General features: G+C 68.2%; 21 protein-coding genes and 2 tRNA genes. 18 read left to right on the top strand and 5 right to left on the bottom strand.

Translation table 11 applies throughout. The annotated features are described in order from the left end of the window. Nucleotides 1-131: 131 nt before the first annotated feature. The 6 genes from nadA (at nt 132) to BN984_RS04435 (ending at nt 6,944) form a co-directional block, all read left to right on the top strand. Nucleotides 132-1,289: a quinolinate synthase NadA gene (gene nadA, locus BN984_RS04460; protein WP_008095260.1), complete on the top strand. Its 1,158-nt coding sequence runs from the start codon at nt 132-134 to the stop codon at nt 1,287-1,289. Further along, entirely contained in the window at nt 1,286-2,857 is a 1,572-nt protein-coding gene (locus tag BN984_RS04455; protein WP_049967759.1) for an L-aspartate oxidase, read from the top strand. Before nadA ends, BN984_RS04455 begins: the two co-directional genes overlap by 4 nt. Further along, nucleotides 2,844-3,650, top strand: a complete 807-nt coding sequence (gene nadC / locus BN984_RS04450; protein ID WP_049967758.1) for a carboxylating nicotinate-nucleotide diphosphorylase — start codon at nt 2,844-2,846, stop codon at nt 3,648-3,650. The genes BN984_RS04455 and nadC overlap by 14 nt, the downstream gene beginning before the upstream one ends. Nucleotides 3,651-3,715: 65 nt before the next feature. Then, on the top strand, nt 3,716-4,513 hold the full coding sequence (gene pyrF, locus BN984_RS04445) for an orotidine-5'-phosphate decarboxylase (protein WP_008095265.1): 798 nt from the start codon (nt 3,716-3,718) through the stop codon (nt 4,511-4,513). Nucleotides 4,514-4,604: 91 nt separating this feature from the next. Continuing rightward, nucleotides 4,605-5,198: a J domain-containing protein gene (locus BN984_RS04440; RefSeq protein WP_008095266.1), complete on the top strand. Its 594-nt coding sequence runs from the start codon at nt 4,605-4,607 to the stop codon at nt 5,196-5,198. A gap of 141 nt (nt 5,199-5,339) precedes the next feature. Next, nucleotides 5,340-6,944, top strand: coding sequence for a GTPBP1 family GTP-binding protein (locus tag BN984_RS04435; RefSeq protein ID WP_008095267.1), 1,605 nt, complete (start codon nt 5,340-5,342; stop codon nt 6,942-6,944). Between the two features lie 40 nt (nt 6,945-6,984). Here the strand turns inward: BN984_RS04435 and BN984_RS04430 are convergent, their stop codons facing one another. From BN984_RS04430 to BN984_RS04420, 3 genes are all read right to left on the bottom strand, one after another. After that, a complete protein-coding gene (locus tag BN984_RS04430; RefSeq protein WP_049967757.1) occupies nt 6,985-7,476 on the bottom strand; it encodes a hypothetical protein in 492 nt (163 codons plus the stop codon). Further along, on the bottom strand, nt 7,473-8,405 hold the full coding sequence (gene mch / locus BN984_RS04425; RefSeq protein WP_008095269.1) for a methenyltetrahydromethanopterin cyclohydrolase: 933 nt from the start codon (nt 8,403-8,405) through the stop codon (nt 7,473-7,475). The genes BN984_RS04430 and mch overlap by 4 nt, the downstream gene beginning before the upstream one ends. Nucleotides 8,406-8,529: 124 nt before the next feature. Then, nucleotides 8,530-8,844, bottom strand: coding sequence for an MTH1187 family thiamine-binding protein (locus BN984_RS04420; protein ID WP_004062408.1), 315 nt, complete (start codon nt 8,842-8,844; stop codon nt 8,530-8,532). A gap of 105 nt (nt 8,845-8,949) precedes the next feature. Between BN984_RS04420 and BN984_RS19650 the strand changes: the two genes are divergently transcribed. The 6 genes from BN984_RS19650 (at nt 8,950) to BN984_RS04395 (ending at nt 11,479) form a co-directional block, all read left to right on the top strand. Then, complete coding sequence (locus BN984_RS19650) at nt 8,950-9,117, top strand: hypothetical protein (protein ID WP_162832772.1); 168 nt, start codon at nt 8,950-8,952, stop codon at nt 9,115-9,117. Between the two features lie 65 nt (nt 9,118-9,182). After that, the gene (locus BN984_RS04415; protein WP_049967756.1) at nt 9,183-10,241 is read left to right on the top strand and encodes a YihY/virulence factor BrkB family protein; all 1,059 of its coding nucleotides are present in this window, start codon (nt 9,183-9,185) and stop codon (nt 10,239-10,241) included. A 38-nt stretch (nt 10,242-10,279) separates the two neighbouring features. After that, a complete protein-coding gene (locus tag BN984_RS04410; RefSeq protein WP_049967755.1) occupies nt 10,280-10,564 on the top strand; it encodes a DUF7130 family rubredoxin-like protein in 285 nt (94 codons plus the stop codon). A 70-nt stretch (nt 10,565-10,634) separates the two neighbouring features. After that, nucleotides 10,635-10,889, top strand: coding sequence for a hypothetical protein (locus BN984_RS04405; protein ID WP_008095276.1), 255 nt, complete (start codon nt 10,635-10,637; stop codon nt 10,887-10,889). Between the two features lie 75 nt (nt 10,890-10,964). Then, nucleotides 10,965-11,192 (top strand): hypothetical protein, encoded by a 228-nt coding sequence (locus BN984_RS04400; protein WP_008095278.1) that lies wholly within the window; start codon nt 10,965-10,967, stop codon nt 11,190-11,192. Continuing rightward, a complete protein-coding gene (locus BN984_RS04395) occupies nt 11,189-11,479 on the top strand; it encodes a hypothetical protein (protein WP_008095280.1) in 291 nt (96 codons plus the stop codon). The genes BN984_RS04400 and BN984_RS04395 overlap by 4 nt, the downstream gene beginning before the upstream one ends. Nucleotides 11,480-11,676: 197 nt before the next feature. Here the strand turns inward: BN984_RS04395 and BN984_RS04390 are convergent. Together BN984_RS04390 and BN984_RS04385 are read right to left on the bottom strand one after the other, a co-directional pair. Next, nucleotides 11,677-11,747: transfer RNA gene (locus BN984_RS04390), tRNA-Gly, on the bottom strand. Nucleotides 11,748-11,759: 12 nt separating this feature from the next. Beyond that, nucleotides 11,760-11,830, bottom strand: a tRNA-Gly gene (locus BN984_RS04385). A gap of 289 nt (nt 11,831-12,119) precedes the next feature. On the opposite strand from BN984_RS04385, the gene BN984_RS04380 reads away from it, so the two are divergent. Genes BN984_RS04380 through BN984_RS04355 form a run of 6 tightly spaced genes read left to right on the top strand, consistent with a single transcriptional unit; the run spans nt 12,120 to nt 16,134 of the window. Continuing rightward, a complete protein-coding gene (locus BN984_RS04380) occupies nt 12,120-12,962 on the top strand; it encodes a putative RNA uridine N3 methyltransferase (RefSeq protein WP_049967754.1) in 843 nt (280 codons plus the stop codon). 4 nt (nt 12,963-12,966) lie between these two features. Continuing rightward, nucleotides 12,967-13,983 (top strand): 50S ribosomal protein L3, encoded by a 1,017-nt coding sequence (locus BN984_RS04375; protein WP_004974909.1) that lies wholly within the window; start codon nt 12,967-12,969, stop codon nt 13,981-13,983. A 3-nt stretch (nt 13,984-13,986) separates the two neighbouring features. After that, nucleotides 13,987-14,733, top strand: a complete 747-nt coding sequence (gene rpl4p / locus BN984_RS04370; RefSeq protein WP_008095285.1) for a 50S ribosomal protein L4 — start codon at nt 13,987-13,989, stop codon at nt 14,731-14,733. Beyond that, entirely contained in the window at nt 14,730-14,981 is a 252-nt protein-coding gene (locus tag BN984_RS04365; protein ID WP_004974911.1) for a 50S ribosomal protein L23, read from the top strand. Before rpl4p ends, BN984_RS04365 begins: the two co-directional genes overlap by 4 nt. A gap of 2 nt (nt 14,982-14,983) precedes the next feature. Further along, entirely contained in the window at nt 14,984-15,709 is a 726-nt protein-coding gene (locus BN984_RS04360) for a 50S ribosomal protein L2 (protein ID WP_004974912.1), read from the top strand. A 2-nt stretch (nt 15,710-15,711) separates the two neighbouring features. Continuing rightward, complete coding sequence (locus tag BN984_RS04355; RefSeq protein ID WP_008095287.1) at nt 15,712-16,134, top strand: 30S ribosomal protein S19; 423 nt, start codon at nt 15,712-15,714, stop codon at nt 16,132-16,134.

Below are 16,134 nucleotides of genomic sequence, written 5' to 3'. Positions count from 1 at the left end.
GAACCCAATCAGACTGAAGTACCACCGACCAATCGGGGCTGAAGAGAATCTTTACTGGTGGGTTGCGAGTATTGAAGAAAAATATTTTTCAATAAGGGCCGATGATTGGACTTCTACCGTGGTGACCAATCGTGGTTGAATTACAGTCGGTCGGGTTCGAGTCGGAGCTCAGCCTGTTCAAATACGACACGCTCGAACAGCTTCCGGAGAGCCACCGCGACCTCGACGAGGCCGCCCGCTCCCGGCGAATCGCCGCCGCCCGCGAGGAGCTCGGCGACCGGGTTATCGTGCTCGGACACAACTACCAGCGACGCGAAATCGTCGAGCACGCGGACTTCATCGGCGACTCCTACGAGCTCTCGAAGCGCGCCGCCGAGTCCGATGCCGAGTACGTCGTCTTCGCCGGCGTGACGTTCATGGCCGAGAGCGCGGACATCATCACCGACGACGACCAGACGGTGATTCTCCCGTCGATGGAGGCGTCGTGTCCGATGGCCGGGATGGCCGAGGCCGTGCAGGTCGACTCCGCGTGGGAGACGCTCGTCGAGGAGTCCGGCGGCAAGGACATCGTCCCCGTGACGTACATGAACTCCTACGCAGACCTGAAGGCGTTCTGCGCCTCCCACGGCGGGCTCATCTGCACCTCCTCGAACGCCACCGACGCCTTCGAATGGGCCTTCGAGCGCGGCGACGCCGTGCTGTTCCTGCCCGACAAGCACCTCGGGCGCAACACGGCCGACGAACTCGGCATCGACGAAGTCGTCGAGTGGGACCCGTGGGCCGGCGACGTGGCCGAGTCGATGGGTGCCGCCGGCGAGGTCGAACCCGAGGTTCCCGACCTCGGCGACGCCGAGGTCATCCTCTGGGACGGCTACTGTCAGGTCCACGAGCGCTTCCGGGTCGACCACGTCGAGGAGGCGCAGGCCGACGGCGCGAAGGTCGTCGCCCACCCCGAGTGCCGCCCGAGCGTCGTCGCGGCCGCCGACGAGGTCGGTTCGACGAGCCACATCTGCGACGTCATCGAGAACGCCGCCCCCGGCGAGACGTGGGCCATCGGCACCGAAGTCCACCTCGCGCGACACCTCGCGCGCTGGCACCCCGAGGTCGACGTGCGGCCGCTCTGCGGCGACGCCTGCATGGACTGCAACGCCATGCGGCAGGTCGACCCCAACTACCTGACGTGGGTGCTCGAAGAACTCGCCGCGGGCCACGAACCCAACGTCGTCGAGGTCGCGCCCGAGGAGAAGGAACTCGCCGCGGTCGCGCTCGACCGCATGCTCGAACTATGAAGGCCGACGTGCTCGTCGTCGGCTCCGGTATCGCCGGCTGTGCCGCCGCCCTCGCCGCCGCCCGCGAGGGGGCCGACGTGCTGGTCGTCACGAAGGCGACCGAGCCCGAGGACGCCGCGTCCGACTGGGCGCAGGGCGGCATCGCCGTCACCCAGTCCGCGCCCGAGGAGTTCGCCGCCGACATCCGCCGGGCGAGCGACGGCACCGCCGACCCCGAGGCGGTCGAGACGCTCGTCTCCGAGTCCCGAGCCGTCGTCGAGGACGTGCTCTTGGGCACGCTCGAAGTCGAGTTCGACGCGGTGGGCGGCGGCACCGACGGCACCGGCGCCGCCGACTTCGACCTCGCCCGCGAGGCGGGCCACTCCAGCCGCCGCATCCTCCACGTCGACGCCAGCACCGGCGCACACGTCCTCCGGCCGTTTCTCCAGCACCTCTCGGCCCGCGACGGCGTGCGCATCGTCGACGACGCGACGGCGCTCGACCTCCTGACCGAGGAGGGAACCGTCCGCGGCGCGACCGTCCTCGCCGACGGCGAGGTCGAACCTGTGTTCGCCGGAGCGACCGTCCTCGCCACCGGCGGCATCGGCGACTGTTACGCCCGGTCGACCAACCCCGCGGGCGCGACCGGCGACGGCGTGGCGATGGCCGCCCTCGCCGGCGCGACCGTCTCGGACATGCAGTACGTCCAGTTCCACCCGACGGCGTACGACCCCCGGACTGACCCCCAGGCCGACGACGCGCAACCGTTCCTCGTCAGCGAAGCCGTTCGCGGCGAGGGCGCGGCCCTGCGCGACGCCGACGGCCGCCGATTCATGCCTGACGTGCACGAAGACGCCGAACTCGCCCCCCGAGACGTGGTCGCCCGCGCCGTCTCTCGCGCCCGCGACCGAACCGGCCGCGTCGTCCTCGACGCGTCCGACCTCGACTTCCGCGAGGAGTTCCCCGACCTCGCGGCGCTCTGCGACGACCGCGGCGTCGACCTCGACGCCGGTATCCCCGTCGCCCCGAGCGAGCACTTCCTCTGCGGCGGTGTCGCCGTCGACGACCGCGGCAGGACCTCGCTGTCCCGCCTGTTCGCCGCCGGCGAGTGCGCCCGCACCGGCGTCCACGGCGCGAACCGACTCGCCTCGACCAGCCTGCTCGAAGGGCTCGTCTGGGGCGTTCGCGCCGGCGAGACCGCGGCCGAGCGGGGCCGCGGCGAAGCCGAGGCCGTCGAGTACGCGTCGCCGCGCGACTCCGACCCGGCGCTGCCCGACGCCTTCGCCGACACGAAGTTCGACCGCCTCGGGCGAACGATGGACGGGTTCGTCGGCATCGAACGCACCCCCGATGGGCTCGGGACCGCGCGGGCTCGGCTCCGCCGCCTGAAGGGCGAGGTCGACGCCTACGCCCGCACCCGCGTCTCGCGGTCCATCTACGAACTCCGGAACGCCTGCGTCTCGTCGCTCCTCGTCGCCCGCGCGGCCGCCGACGCGCCGTCGGCCGGCTGTCACTCGCTGGTCGACCCGGACGGAAGCGAGGAAAGTGACGACGCGGGTCAGGGGGTGACCCCGCGTGCTGACGACTGAGACCGTCGAGCGCTGGCTGGCCGAGGACGTCGGCCACCGCGACGTGACGAACGACGTGCCCGGCGACACCACCGGGCGACTCGTGGCGAAGGAGCCGGCGGTCGCCGCCGGTCTCGACGCCGCCGTCGCCGTCTTCGACTCCCTCGGCGTCGAGGCCGAGCGAACGGTCGAAGTCGGCGACGCGGTCGAAGCCGGCGACGAAGTGCTGCGAGTCGACGGCGACGCCCGGAGCGTCCTCCGCGGCGAGCGCGTCGCCGCCAACGTCGTCGGCCACGCCTCCGGGGTCGCGACCACGACTCGCGAGGCAGTCGACGCCGCCCGCGAGGTTTCCAACTCGGTTCGGGTGGCGGCGACCCGCAAGACCACGCCCGGCCTCCGCGGCGTCGAAAAGCGCGCCGTCGTCGCCGGCGGCGGCGACACCCACCGCCTCACGCTCTCGGGGATGGTGATGGTCAAGGACAACCACGTCGCCGAACTCGGCTTGGAGGAGGCGGTCAACCGCTTCGCCGAGCGCAAGTCGTTCGCCACGAAGCTCGAAGTCGAAGTCGAGACGCCCGAGATGGGCGAGCGCGCCGCGGCCGCCGGAGCCGACATCGTCCTGTTCGACAATCTCCCGCCCGAGGCGGTCCGCGAGGGCGTCTCCCGGCTCCCCGAGGGCGTCATCGCCGAGGCCAGCGGCGGCATCACGCCGGAGACGCTCCCCGCCTACGCCGACACCGGCGTCGACGTGGTCTCGATGGGGTGGCTCACCCACAGCGCGCCGAGTTCGGACTTCTCCTTCCGGACCGGGTGAGCTGGGCGCCCGCCAGCCGCGCCGAAGGGAAAACCCCTTACTTTCGGTCGTCGCACTCGCGGGCAATGGGCTTCTTCGACGACCTCCGCGACCGCATCGAGGCGACAGACAGCGTCGTCTCGGTCGGCCTCGACGCCGACATCGACCGTATCCCCGACCACCTCCTCGACAAGGACCTCCCGCGGTGGGCGTTCAACCGCCGCATCATCGACGCGACCCACGAGCACGCCGCGGCGTTCAAGCCGAACGCGGCGTTCTACGAGGACGAAGACGGCTGGCGCTCCCTGCGCGAGACCATCGCCTACGCCCACGGCAAGGGCGTGCCGGTACTCCTCGACGCCAAGCGCGCCGACATCGGCAACACGACCCGCAAGTACGCCGACCTGCTCGACGACGCCGACGCCATCACGGTCAACCCCTACATGGGCCGCGACTCCATCCAGCCGTTCCTCGCCCGCGAGGACAAGGGCGTGTTCGTCCTCTGCCGCACCTCGAACCCCGGCGGCTCCGACCTCCAGTCGCTCGAACTCGATTCGGGAGAACCCCTCTACGAGCGCGTCGCGGCGCTCTGCGACCTCTGGAACGAACACGGGAACGTCGGCCTCGTCGTCGGCGCGACCGGTCCCGACGAACTGGAACACCTCCGCGAACAGGTGCCCGACCTGCCCTTCCTCGTCCCCGGCGTGGGGGCGCAGGGCGGCGACGCCGAGGCCGCCGTCGAGTTCGGTCTCGCCGACGGCGTCGGCCTCGTGAACTCCTCGCGCGGCATCATCTTCGCCGGCGAGGACGACGGCGAGGACTTCGACAAGGCCGCCGGACAGGCGGCAAAGCGCCTCAAAAAGCGGCTGAACCAGTACCGTTGAGTCGGCGCGGGCGCTCGATTTTCGGCAGGTGGCTCGTCGGCAGGTGACTCCCCGGCGAGACGTTTACCACCGTGCGCCCCTAACTGCGGCCGTGGACCGAGACCGACTCGTCATGGGGCTCGCGGCGGTGTTCGCGGGAATCACCATGCTCCTCGTCGTGTTGGCGTTCGCCTACCAACAGCTCCTGTTGCTGTTCGTCGCCATCCCCTTCGGCGCGACGACGTACTTCATGTACGCCCACGTCAGCGGCCGCCTCGAAGAGCGGTTCCGCAGGACCCGCGTCCGCGCCGACGCCGGGCGCGGCGGGTTCGGCTTCCGGTCGGAGCGACGGCGGGGCGACCGCCGACAGACCGGCGGCTTCGGCGCGGGTCCCCGCGGCGACCCCCAAGAGGGACCGCGAGCCGGGCGATTCGGCCCTAACGTCGGTCCCGACGGCGGGTTCGACGGCGGTCGGCGGAGACGGCGCGCCCGCGACGGAAGCGGGACGCGAGTCCGCCCGCCGCGGCGCGGTATGAGTCGGCAGAAAGCCCTCGAAACGCTCGGCCTCGACGACGACGACGCCTCCGAGGACGAGGTGAAGGCGGCCTACCGGAAGCGAGTCAAAGAGACCCACCCCGACTCGAAGACCGGCGACGAAGAGGCCTTCAAGCGCGTCAACCGCGCCTACGAGCGCCTGACCGAGTAACACGGTTTCCTTTTCACCCGCATTCGACCGCCACGACCCCCGACGAGCGCCCCCGCGTCGGTTCCGTCTCGATTGCGGTACGTTCTCATGGTAATGGCTACCGCGGAAAGCGTTTTCACGGTCGGTTTCCTACCCGCTTCCATGAGCGCGGATCGGGCCCTCTTGGATGAGGCCCTCGAGCGCGGTGAGGAAGAAGGCGGCAACGTCGAGTTCAAAGAACGCCTCACCCGCGCCGTTCACCTGTCCGACGGCCGGATGGAGTCGCTCGCGGCTCAGCTCCGACACCGAGTGCTCTCCGGCGACGGCGTGGCGACCTACGTGGTCGGCGTCACCGACGACGGCGGCATCGCCGGCATCCCGCCGGACGACTTCTCCGAGACCATGGACGTGCTGTCGCTTTTAGCCGAGGAGGCCGGCGCGCACATCGAAGACGTGGAGACGTGGGGCGTCGGCGATTCGGCCGAGCGCGGCCTCGTCGGCGTCGCGACCATCCGCGAGGGGGCGATGCTCGACGTGGACGACGACCACATCGTCGTCGGCACCGCGGGCCACGTCGACCACGGGAAGTCCACCCTCGTCGGCTCGCTCGTGACCGGACAGGCCGACAACGGCAACGGCGGCACGCGGTCGTTCCTCGACGTGCAACCCCACGAGGTCGAACGCGGACTGTCGGCGGACCTCTCGTACGCCGTCTACGGCTTTTCGGACGACGGCCCGGTCCACATGCGAAACCCCCACCGGAAGTCCGACCGGGCGCAGATCGTTCAGGAGGCCGACCGGCTGGTCTCGTTCGTCGACACCGTCGGCCACGAGCCGTGGCTCCGGACGACGATTCGCGGCCTCGTCGGTCAGCGTCTCGACTACGGCCTGCTCGTCGTCGCCGCCGACGACGGCCCGACGCGGACGACCCGCGAACACCTCGGCATCCTGCTCGCGATGGAGCTACCGACGGTCGTCGCCATTACGAAGGTCGACGCCGTCTCCGAGGAGCGCGCCGCCGAGGTGGAACGCGAGGTCGAGCGACTCCTCCGCGACGTGGGTCGGACGCCCCTGAGCGTCGAGCGCCACGGCGTCGAGGCCGCGGTCGAAGAGATAAGCGAGTCGGTCGTCCCGCTGTTCCTGACGAGCGCGGTCACGATGGACGGCCTCGGCGACCTCGACCAGTTGTTCGAGTCGCTCCCGAAGCGCAGCGCCGCGGAGGGTGACTTCAAGATGTACATCGACCGTACCTACTCGGTCACGGGCGTCGGCGCGGTCGCCTCGGGCACGGTCAACTCCGGGGCGGTCGAGGCCGGCGACAAACTGCTCTTGGGGCCGATGTCCGACGGCGAGTTCCGCGAGGTCGAGGTCCGCTCCATCGAGATGCACTACCACCGGGTCGACCGGGCCAACGCCGGCCGCATCGTCGGTATCGCCCTCAAGGGCGTCCGCGAGTCCGAAATCGAACGCGGGATGGTGCTCCTCCCGGCCGACTCGGAGCCCACCGCCGTCCGCGAGTTCGAGGCCGACGTGATGGTTCTCAACCACCCGACGCGGATTCAGGAGGGCTACGAGCCCGTGGTCCACCTCGAAACCATCTCCGAGGCGGCCGTCTTCCACCCTGACGGGGGGCGGCTCCTGCCGGGCGACACCGGTACGACCCGCGTGGAGTTCAAGTTCCGGCCGTACTTCGTCGAGGAGGGCCAGCGGTTCGTCTTCCGCGAGGGCCGGTCCAAGGGCGTCGGGACCGTGACGAAGGTCGACTAACGTAACACGGGCGGCGACGCGGATTCGTCCCCGCCGGCGGTCAAGACGATTCTTCGACCGGGGCGTAGCCGCCCGGTTTTCTCGCCGCCGCGCCGAACAGCACCGCCCAGTCGAGCAGCCGCGCGACCCTGTCTCGCCAGCGAGATTCCCACCCGTCGGGGTCGCGGTGGCGCTCCCAGTTCGGGACGGCCGGCTCGAACGCGTCGAAGACCGCGTCGGCAGACCTCGGCTCGTCGCCGAGCGCGTCGAGGGCCTCTCTCGCGCCGAAGACGTTCGCCTCGAAGGCGGCCCGCAAGGCGTCCCGCGTCGGGTCGTCGCGGACGCGCTCGAAGCCGCGGCTCACCTCGCGAGCGAGGCCGAGCGACTGGCAGAACACGAGCCAGTCGCGGCCCTCGTCGGGCGTCACGTCGAGTCGGTTCGCCACCCGGCCGCAGCAGTCGTCTTCGGAGCCCGGAATCAGGGGCACCGCGCGGTGGGCGTCCCACAGTCGGTCGAGGGAGTCCGGCGCGGGCGGGACCGGTTTGCGCCTCACAGTCCGAACGAGTCGGCGAGCACGTCCTCGTCGGTCTCGCCGAGGGTGTACGTCGGGCCGTCGACCACGTCGACGGTGACCTGCGCGGGGCCGAACACGTCGGGGTCGACCTCGCCGAAGTCCCAGTCGGCGTCCTCGAACAGTTGTTCGAACGGCACGCCGTAGTCGGGTCCGGCCGTGGAAATCGCGCGGTCGAAGTCGTCGAAATCCTCGCTGACGGTGACGTGGACGCGCCCGCCGTAGGCGACGGCGTCGTTCGTCCGTCCCATGGCGACGCTCTCGTCGTAGCTGACGGGGGCGAGCGGGGCGGAGCCGTTGATAGAGAGGACGTTCGTCGGGTCGTAGCCCGCCTCGAAGAGGTTGAACACGGCGAGTTCGGCCGCGCGGGCCGCGCCCGTGACGCTCCCGACGAGCGAGCCGGTCGCGTAGGTCGGCAGGAAGACGGCGCTCGGTTCGAGACCGGTCGTCTCCGCGACGTGTTCCGCGACCTCGTCGGTCGGGAGGTCGATGCTCTCGACGGAGAGGACCGTCAGGTCGAACTCGTCGTAGTAGCCGAGGTGGTGGAACTCCTCTTCCTCGCCGACCAGCGCGCGTGCGGGGCCGGAGCCGAGGCCGTCGAAGTCGTCGAAGGTGAGCTCCCAGCCGGCCTTCTGCGAGCAGAGGAGAGCCAGCGCGGGGCGGTCGGTGGAGAGTTCGACGTGCGGGCGGGGCGTGCCGGCGACCTCGCCCATCCGCGTCTGTACCGTGGCGAGACCCGCGGTCTGAATCTCCGCGAGGAGCATCCCCGCCTCGACACCGCCGTCGGCGTCGACGCCGAAGTCGATGACCGTCGCGCCCGAGTCGAGTTCGTAGCCCTCGATGCCGAGTTCCCCGGCGAAATCGAGCGCCTCGTCGACCAGTTCGATGGCCATCCGATTGATGCTGTCCATGCGAGGCGATTGCGCGCCTTCGGCTAAAGGGTTTGTCAGTCACCCACCGCTCCGGGGCGCGTGGACGTGCCACGTGGGGCGGGTCGCGGGAATGCGCGGCGGGTCGCCGCGCCCCCGTGCGACACTATTCGCGGTCGCTTCTCGCTTCCCGACCGAGGTGGGCTTCGACCGCGTCGACCTTGTCGGCGGCCGTCTGGTCCTTCGTGCGCTTGTCGTCTATCTTCAGGAACGTGCTCACGCGGTCGCCGTCGACCGCCTTGTGGGCCGCGCCGACCGCCGCGAGCAGTTCGTCGATGTCGTCGGCCTCGATGACCGTCCCCATCGGGTTCGTCTCGTAGGACACCTCGAAGTCGTCGAGGGCCGCGACCGCCTTGGCGACCTCGCCCGACATGCTCCCTTCGACGACCGGTGCGACGCTCAGCATCGCGATGACTGTCATGGTCGAACCCACGCGCCACGCGGTAGTAAAACGGAGTGGACCGAGACGGCCGATTCGACGACGGAACCGACGAGGCTATCCCCTCGAACAGCCACAGGTTCCGATATGTTCCAGAGCGAACTCACTCGGGTGGCACTCGTCGTGGGGGCGAACGTTGTCGGCGGGGTGACCCTCGGCTCGGCCATCGGCGGAACGGTCGGCTACGCGGCGGAGTGGACCGCGACGGGCGCCGTCTTGGGGCTGGCAGTCGCCGTCTTCGCCGCCCGACGATAGCCGCCTCCGCACCCCCGACTTGGCGGCGCATCGCGCTTTTCTCGTCGGCCGACGTATCAGTGTCCATGAATCCGCGTGTCACGAGAGCGCTCACGCTCGGCCGGGCCATCGTCTACGAGGTGCGAACCGAGCGGCTCACCTTCATGGCGGGAAGCATCGCTTACGGGGCGTTCGTCTCGCTGTTACCGCTGTTCCTGCTCGTCCTCGCGGCCGTCTCCGCCACCGGCGACAGCGGCCTCCGCGAGGGCGTCATCGCCGTCATCCAGTCCGTGTTGACCCCCGGCGCGGGCGACGTTATCATCGCCGAACTGGAATCGTCGACCCAACTGGCGAGCCTCTCGCTCGTCGGGGTGCTCGTGTTGGTGTGGGGGACGCTTCGCATCTTCCGCGGCCTCGACACCGCCTTCTCGGACATCTACGAGTCGGAGGCGGCCAACACCTTCGCCGACCAGCTCTCCGACGGCATCGTCGTCCTCGTCACCGTCGCCGTCGCCGTCGTCGCCGGCGCGCTTATCGAGTCCGCGCTCCCGGCGCTCGACGGGGCGCTCGGATGGGTCGTCTACCGCGGGCTCCTCGTGGTCGTCCTGTTCGTGACGTTCTACCCGATGTACTACATCTTCCCCGACGAGGACGTGACCTACCTCGAAGTCGTCCCCGGGACCCTCGTCGCCGCCGTCGGGCTGACGACCTTCGAGTCGCTGTTCCGGCTCTACGTCGAGTTCAGTAGCCGCGCGCCCGAGTCGAGCGTCGTCGCCGGCATCCTCGTCCTCCTGACGTGGCTCTACTTCAGCGGGCTCGTCATCCTCCTCGGCGCGGCCGTCAACGCGGTGCTGTCGAACCGCTCGCGCGACGTGAACGTCCGCCCGCTGTTCGGCGGCGTCCCCCTCGACTCGCAGACCGACGCGGTGACTCGTGGCGAGGTGACGGCCGCCATCGAACGACTCGACCACCTCGTGGCGGCCGCTCCGCACGAGGACCTGACGGTTCGCGTCGGCGACGAGTCCGTCACGCTCCCCCGGCCCGAACGGGTCGTCGTCGACACCGAAACCAGTCGATTCCTGCCGGAGGGGCCTGTCAGACTGGAACTCCGATGGTCCTCGTGGCCTGACAGTCAGGAGGAGTGATGACGGGCGTTATGTGGCTGGCGTGCGTATGCGACACTATGGCAATAAAGACCCCTGCCCGACCGACTCAGCCGGCGCGACCGCTCGAACGGGACCGAACGAGGTGGGAGGCCGTGGAGACGACCGCCGAGACCGCCTCCCGCGCGGTTCGGCCTCCGACCGTCGTCGAACACCGACGACTGCCCGAGAAGGATTTCGGCGAGGCGCGACTCGTCTGGCGCTGTGACGACTGCGGCGAACTCGGCTCGCTGACCTCGTTCCCGGCGGGGTGTCCCGACTGCGGCGCGGGTCGCGAGGCGCTGTTTTACTTCACCGAGGACTGACGCCTCGGTCGAGCGCGGTCCGCCACCGGCCGACCGCGACCGTTTTCCCGCCGGCCGACGACCCCCGGATATGTATCTCTCTCACCCCGTCCGTCGCATGCGCGACGACCCCCTCGACGACGAGGTCGCGGAACTCCGCGTCGAACCCGCGGACGACGACGCCCGCGCCGCGCTCGAAACCCGCGTCGAGTCGCTCGGCGGCAGCCTCGAACGCGAACTCCGGTTCGGCGGCGTCGTGGTCTCGATCGCCGAATCCGCCGTTTCTGACCTCTGCGAACTCGACGGCATCGAACGAATCGAGACGGTGGACACGCTCGGATATTGATTCTTCGCCCACGCGTGCGAGGCCAGAATCGCGAATGGTGTCAACTATTTAGTGTATCCTCTGCGGACGTGCCGTATGGTCTCCCTCCATTCCCGCGTCACGCGAGTGGTCGGCGTCGTCGCCGCCGCCGTCGGCGCGTCCGCCGCGCTCTCCGCCAGCGAGTTCGGCATCGAACTCCGTGAGAGCACCGCGCCCGCGTCGCTCATCACACGCCTCGCCACCCGGTCGCCGCTCGAATTCGGCGCGCTACTCGTCGTGTTCGCGGCCGTTATCGCCCTCGTGACGTTTCCGACCGAGTCATGAGCGTGCTCGCCGACCTCGGGGGCGTTCCCCTACTCGTCGCGTACCTGTTGCTCCTCGCGGGCACGGGCGTGCAGTACCGACGCGGAGCGCTCTCCGCCACGCGGGCGGTTCTCCTCGTCGGGATGTGTCTCACGTGGCTCTCGTACGCCCTCTTACAGGTGACGCAGTCCGGGACCGTGCCGACGGGAACGCCGCTCAACTACGCCCTCGACGCGCTCGCCGTCGTTGTCCTCATCGTCGGCGTGGCCGCGATGGTCTGGTGGTGGCGAGCGCGGGACGAAACGTGAGTTCTCGGGGACGCGACGAGACGCGTCGCTGACCGAGTTGAATTCAGAGAAGTGCGTCGGCTGGGATTTGAACCTCAGTCGCTCTGCTCACTCCGTTCGCGTCGCTCCCTGATTTAAATCCCACCGGGCCGCATTCACAACTCATAGTCCGAGCGACACGCACAGCGGTCGCTCGGAAGGTAGATTCGTTGTAGAAGTGCGTCGGCTGGGATTTGAACCCAGGTTGTGACCATGGCAAGGTCACGTGATACCACTACACTACCGACGCATGTGGTGGAAGTGCGCTGGCTGGGATTTGAACCCAGGTTGTGACCATGGCAAGGTCACGTGATACCACTACACTACCAGCGCATTCCGCGTGTATCGTGGCGTGCTGCTGCGTTACTCGATAGTGTCGGGTTGATAAATAAGACTTGCGAAACGGGGGAGAAATCGGGCGACGGCGCGCCACCTGCTACCACGTGAGATTCGCCTTCGCCGACCTGTCGTCGACCGTGTAATTACGTACCACGCGTCATTCGCCAATCGTCCACAAACTGGGTCGTGGGACGCTCTATCACCCCAGAACGGATTCGCTACTCTTTTAGGTAGGCCCCCGGTACAAACGCCACAGTCTAGACGAGACGAGGATGAACCCGGCATGAAACTCAGCGTACTCGTGCCGTCCTCACTCGTCCGGGAAGCCGAAGATCAACGCGAGGCAACTCGCAAACTCGGCTACGTCGCCCGCGCGGCGGCGGTCTTCCGGGCGAACGAACTCGTCGTCTTCCCCGACGAAGACGGCGAGAACAAGTGGGGCGGCGAGTTCGTCGAAACCGTACTTCGGTACGCCGCGACGCCCCCTTACCTCCGCAAAGAGGTCTGGGGCAAGCGCGACGAACTCCGCTACGCTGGTATCCTGCCGCCCGTTCTCGTGGCGTCTACGACCGCGGACGGCTCTGACGAGTCGCCCGCGTTGCGAGAAGGAATCGTGACCGAGGTCGGACCTGACGACCGCGTTCGGGTCAATTGCGGAATGCAACACCCGATCTCCCTGTTCGTCCCTCCCGGGATGGACCTCACAGAGGGAGAGCGCGTCGCTGTCAGGATCTCTTCGCGAGAACCGGTCCGTGCGCGGATCGTCGACGAGCCCCTCCCGGGCTTCGACGTATCCCGCATGGACCTCACGGAAGCACTCGGCAGGCCAGATGCGGGCGTGCGAATCGCCACGTCTCGCTATGGCGAACCGCTGTCGGTCCCCACATTGGGTGACTTGACGGCCCGCATCACCGATGTCGGCGGCATGACCGTCGTCTTCGGGTCGCCGGGCCGTGGGCTTCCGGACATGCTCGGGATGTCTCCCGAGGATGTTGCAGACGTCGAACCTTCCGTTGGTCCGGGGTTCGACCTCTGGCTCAATACGATTCCGCGACAGGGCAGCGAGGTCGTGCGAACAGAAGAAGCGATGTTCGCCTCCCTCGCCTCCCTGACACTCACGGAGTGAATCCATGCCACAACCAAGCAGACCACGAAAAGGCTCGATGGGCTTCAGCCCCCGCAAGCGTGTGACCAAAGAGGTCCCGCGTATCAAGTCGTGGCCAAGTGACGACGGTTCCCCTGCACTGCAGGGATTCGCTGGCTACAAGGCCGGTATGACCCACGTCATGATGGTCAACGACGAGGCCGACTCCCCCCGCGAGGGAATGGAGGAGTCCGTCCCGGTGACCGTCGTCGAGACGCCGCCGATGCGCGCCGTCGCCCTTCGCGCCTACGAGCAGACGCCGTACGGTATGAAGCCGCAGACCGAGGTCTGGACGGACGAGTTCCACGACGAACTCGACCGCGTCCTCGACCTGCCGGCAGAGAACACGTTCGACTCGGACGCCGACGCGCTTCGCGAGGCCGTCGAGGCCGGCGAAGTCGATGACCTCCGCGTCATCACGCACACGGTGCCCGCCGAGCTCGCGAACGTGCCCAAGAAGAAGCCCGACGTGATGGAGACTCGCGTCGGTGGCGGCTCCATGGTGGAGCGCGCCGACTTCGCCCTCGACCTCGTTGCCGAGGGCGGCGAACACGAGATGTCCGACGTGTTCCGCGCCGGCGAGTACCTCGACGCCGCGGGTGTCACGAAGGGTAAGGGTACGCAGGGTCCCGTCAAGCGATGGGGCGTCCAGAAGCGTAAGGGCAAGCACGCCCGCCAGGGCTGGAGACGCCGTATTGGCAACCTCGGCCCCTGGAACCCGTCCCGTGTCCGCTCTACGGTTCCGCAGCTCGGTCAGACTGGGTACCACCAGCGCACCGAGCTCAACAAGCGCCTCATCGACCTCGGTGAGGGTGACGAAGCCTCCGTCGAAGGTGGCTTCGTCAACTACGGCGAGGTCGACGGCTCCTACGCGCTCATCAAGGGCTCGCTGCCGGGCCCCAACAAGCGCCTTCTGCGGTTCCGCCCGGCCATCCGGCCGAACGACCAGCCGCGCCTCGACCCCGAGGTGCGCTACGTCTCTACCGCATCGAACCAGGGATAATCCATGCAGGCAACTATCCGAGACCTGAACGGCGACGACGCGGGCAGCATCGACCTGCCCGAGGTCTTCGAGACGGCTTACCGTCCCGACCTCATCAAGCGTGCCGTCATCGCCGCGCAGGCAAACCGAAAACAGCCGTACGGTGCCGACCCCTACGCCGGACTTCGAACCCCGGCAGAGTCCATGGGCAGCGGCCGTGGGATGTCCCACGACCCACGCCAGAACGGCGTCGCCCGACGCGTCCCGCACGCCGTCTCCGGCCGTCGCGCTCACCCGCCGAAGGCCGAGAAGGACCAGGGGAAGGAGATCAACACGAAGGAGCGTAAGCTCGCTGTCCGCTCGGCGCTCGCCGCCACGACGGACTCCGAGCTGGTCGCCGAGCGCGGTCACCGCTTCGACGACGACGTCGAGCTCCCCCTCGTCGTCTCCGACGACTTCGAGGACCTCGTCAAGACGAAGGAGGTCGTCGACCTCCTGCAGTCGCTCGGCGTCTACGACGACATCGAGCGCTCCGAGGAGAACAAGAAGGTCAAAGGCGGCCAAGGCAAGCTCCGCGGTCGCAAGTACACCCGTCCGAAGTCCATTCTCTTCGTGACGGCCGAGGAACCCTCGAAGGCCGCTCGCAACCTCGCCGGCGTCGACGTCGCCACCGCGGCGAACGTCTCCGCCGAGGACCTCGCGCCCGGCACCCACGCCGGTCGCCTCACGCTCTTCACCGAGAGCGCGCTCGAGGAGGTCGCAGAACGATGAGCATCATCGAACACCCGCTGGTCACGGAGAAGGCGATGAACCAGATGGACTTCGACAACAAGCTCCAGTTCATCGTCCACATCGACTCGACGAAGTCCGACGTGAAGGACGAAGTCCAGTCGCGCTACGACGTGACCGTCGAGAAGGTCAACACGCAGGTCACGATGAAAGGCAAGAAGAAAGCAACAGTTCGTCTCTCTGAAGACGACGACGCGCAGGAAGTCGCGTCGCGTATCGGGGTGTTCTAACAATGGGACGCCGAATTCAGGGCCAGCGTCGTGGTCGCGGTACGTCCACCTTCCGGGCGCCGTCGCACCGCTACAAGGCCGAACTGTCGCACAAGAAGTCCGAGGAGAAAGACACCATCACGGGCACGGTCGTCGGCATCGAGCACGACCCCGCACGCAGCGCGCCCATCGCCCTCGTCGAGTTCGAGGACGAACAGCGCATGATTCTCGCGCCCGAGGGTGTCACCGTCGGCGAAGAGCTTCAGATCGGCGTTTCCGCCGAAATCAAGCCCGGCAACACGCTGCCGCTCGCCGAGATTCCCGAGGGTGTCCCCGTCTGTAACGTCGAGCACCAGCCCGGCGACGGCGGGAAGTTCGCCCGCGCCTCCGGCGTGAGCGCACAGCTTCTCTCGCACGACCGCAAGGTCGCCATCGTGAAGCTCCCGTCGGGCGAGGTCAAGCGCCTCAACCCCAACTGCCGAGCCACCATCGGCGTCGTCGCCGGCGGCGGCCGCACGGAGAAGCCCTTCGTCAAGGCAGGCAAGAAGTACCACAAGATGAAAGCGCGCGGTATCAAGTGGCCGCGCGTGCGTGGTGTTGCTATGAACGCCGTCGACCACCCGTTCGGTGGCGGTGGCCGGCAGCACCCCGGTCAGCCGAAGTCCGTCTCGCGGAACGCTCCGCCGGGCCGGAAGGTCGGTGACATCGCCTCCAAACGCACCGGTCGCGGTGGCAAGGGAGGTAAGTAACCATGAGTACGCAATACCGCACCGGCCGCGAAGGTGAGTTCACCTACCGCGGCTACACGCTCGACGAGCTGCAGGACATGGAGCTCGACGAGGTCACGGAACTGCTCCCCGCTCGTCAGCGGCGAACCATCACCCGAGGCCTGTCGGCCGAGCACGAGAAACTGCTCGCGAAGGCTCAGGACAAGACGGAAGAGGAGACGGCTAACACGCCGATTCGAACGCACCTGCGTGACATGCCGATTCTCCCCGAATTCGTCGGTCTCACCTTCGCCGTCTACACCGGCCAGGAGTTCGAACGCACCCAGATTCAGCCCGAGATGATCGGTCACTACCTGGGCGAGTTCCAGCTGACCCGTAGCTCGGTCGAGCACGGTCAGGCCGGTATCGGCGCGACCCGGTCTTCGAAGTTCGTGCCCCTCAAGTAA

The organism is Haloferax prahovense, assembly GCF_000723845.1.
GTDB lineage: Archaea > Halobacteriota > Halobacteria > Halobacteriales > Haloferacaceae > Haloferax > Haloferax prahovense.
Note: the sequence above shows the minus strand (reverse complement) of the source record. Positions and strands in the feature narration are given on the sequence as shown.

Bases quoted from the DNA above. Each gene is read 5' to 3' on its own strand.
- BN984_RS04455 (WP_049967759.1), top strand. From the start codon at position 1,286: ATGAAGGCCGACGTGCTCGTCGTCGGCTCCGGTATCGCCGGCTGTGCC.
- pyrF (WP_008095265.1), top strand. From the start codon at position 3,716: ATGGGCTTCTTCGACGACCTCCGCGACCGCATCGAGGCGACAGACAGC.
- BN984_RS04435 (WP_008095267.1), top strand. From the start codon at position 5,340: ATGAGCGCGGATCGGGCCCTCTTGGATGAGGCCCTCGAGCGCGGTGAG.
- mch (WP_008095269.1), bottom strand. From the start codon at position 8,405: ATGGACAGCATCAATCGGATGGCCATCGAACTGGTCGACGAGGCGCTC.
- BN984_RS04420 (WP_004062408.1), bottom strand. From the start codon at position 8,844: ATGACAGTCATCGCGATGCTGAGCGTCGCACCGGTCGTCGAAGGGAGC.
- BN984_RS19650 (WP_162832772.1), top strand. From the start codon at position 8,950: ATGTTCCAGAGCGAACTCACTCGGGTGGCACTCGTCGTGGGGGCGAAC.
- BN984_RS04415 (WP_049967756.1), top strand. From the start codon at position 9,183: ATGAATCCGCGTGTCACGAGAGCGCTCACGCTCGGCCGGGCCATCGTC.
- BN984_RS04410 (WP_049967755.1), top strand. From the start codon at position 10,280: ATGGCAATAAAGACCCCTGCCCGACCGACTCAGCCGGCGCGACCGCTC.
- BN984_RS04405 (WP_008095276.1), top strand. From the start codon at position 10,635: ATGTATCTCTCTCACCCCGTCCGTCGCATGCGCGACGACCCCCTCGAC.
- BN984_RS04400 (WP_008095278.1), top strand. From the start codon at position 10,965: ATGGTCTCCCTCCATTCCCGCGTCACGCGAGTGGTCGGCGTCGTCGCC.
- BN984_RS04395 (WP_008095280.1), top strand. From the start codon at position 11,189: ATGAGCGTGCTCGCCGACCTCGGGGGCGTTCCCCTACTCGTCGCGTAC.
- BN984_RS04380 (WP_049967754.1), top strand. From the start codon at position 12,120: ATGAAACTCAGCGTACTCGTGCCGTCCTCACTCGTCCGGGAAGCCGAA.
- BN984_RS04375 (WP_004974909.1), top strand. From the start codon at position 12,967: ATGCCACAACCAAGCAGACCACGAAAAGGCTCGATGGGCTTCAGCCCC.
- rpl4p (WP_008095285.1), top strand. From the start codon at position 13,987: ATGCAGGCAACTATCCGAGACCTGAACGGCGACGACGCGGGCAGCATC.
- BN984_RS04365 (WP_004974911.1), top strand. From the start codon at position 14,730: ATGAGCATCATCGAACACCCGCTGGTCACGGAGAAGGCGATGAACCAG.
- BN984_RS04360 (WP_004974912.1), top strand. From the start codon at position 14,984: ATGGGACGCCGAATTCAGGGCCAGCGTCGTGGTCGCGGTACGTCCACC.
- BN984_RS04355 (WP_008095287.1), top strand. From the start codon at position 15,712: ATGAGTACGCAATACCGCACCGGCCGCGAAGGTGAGTTCACCTACCGC.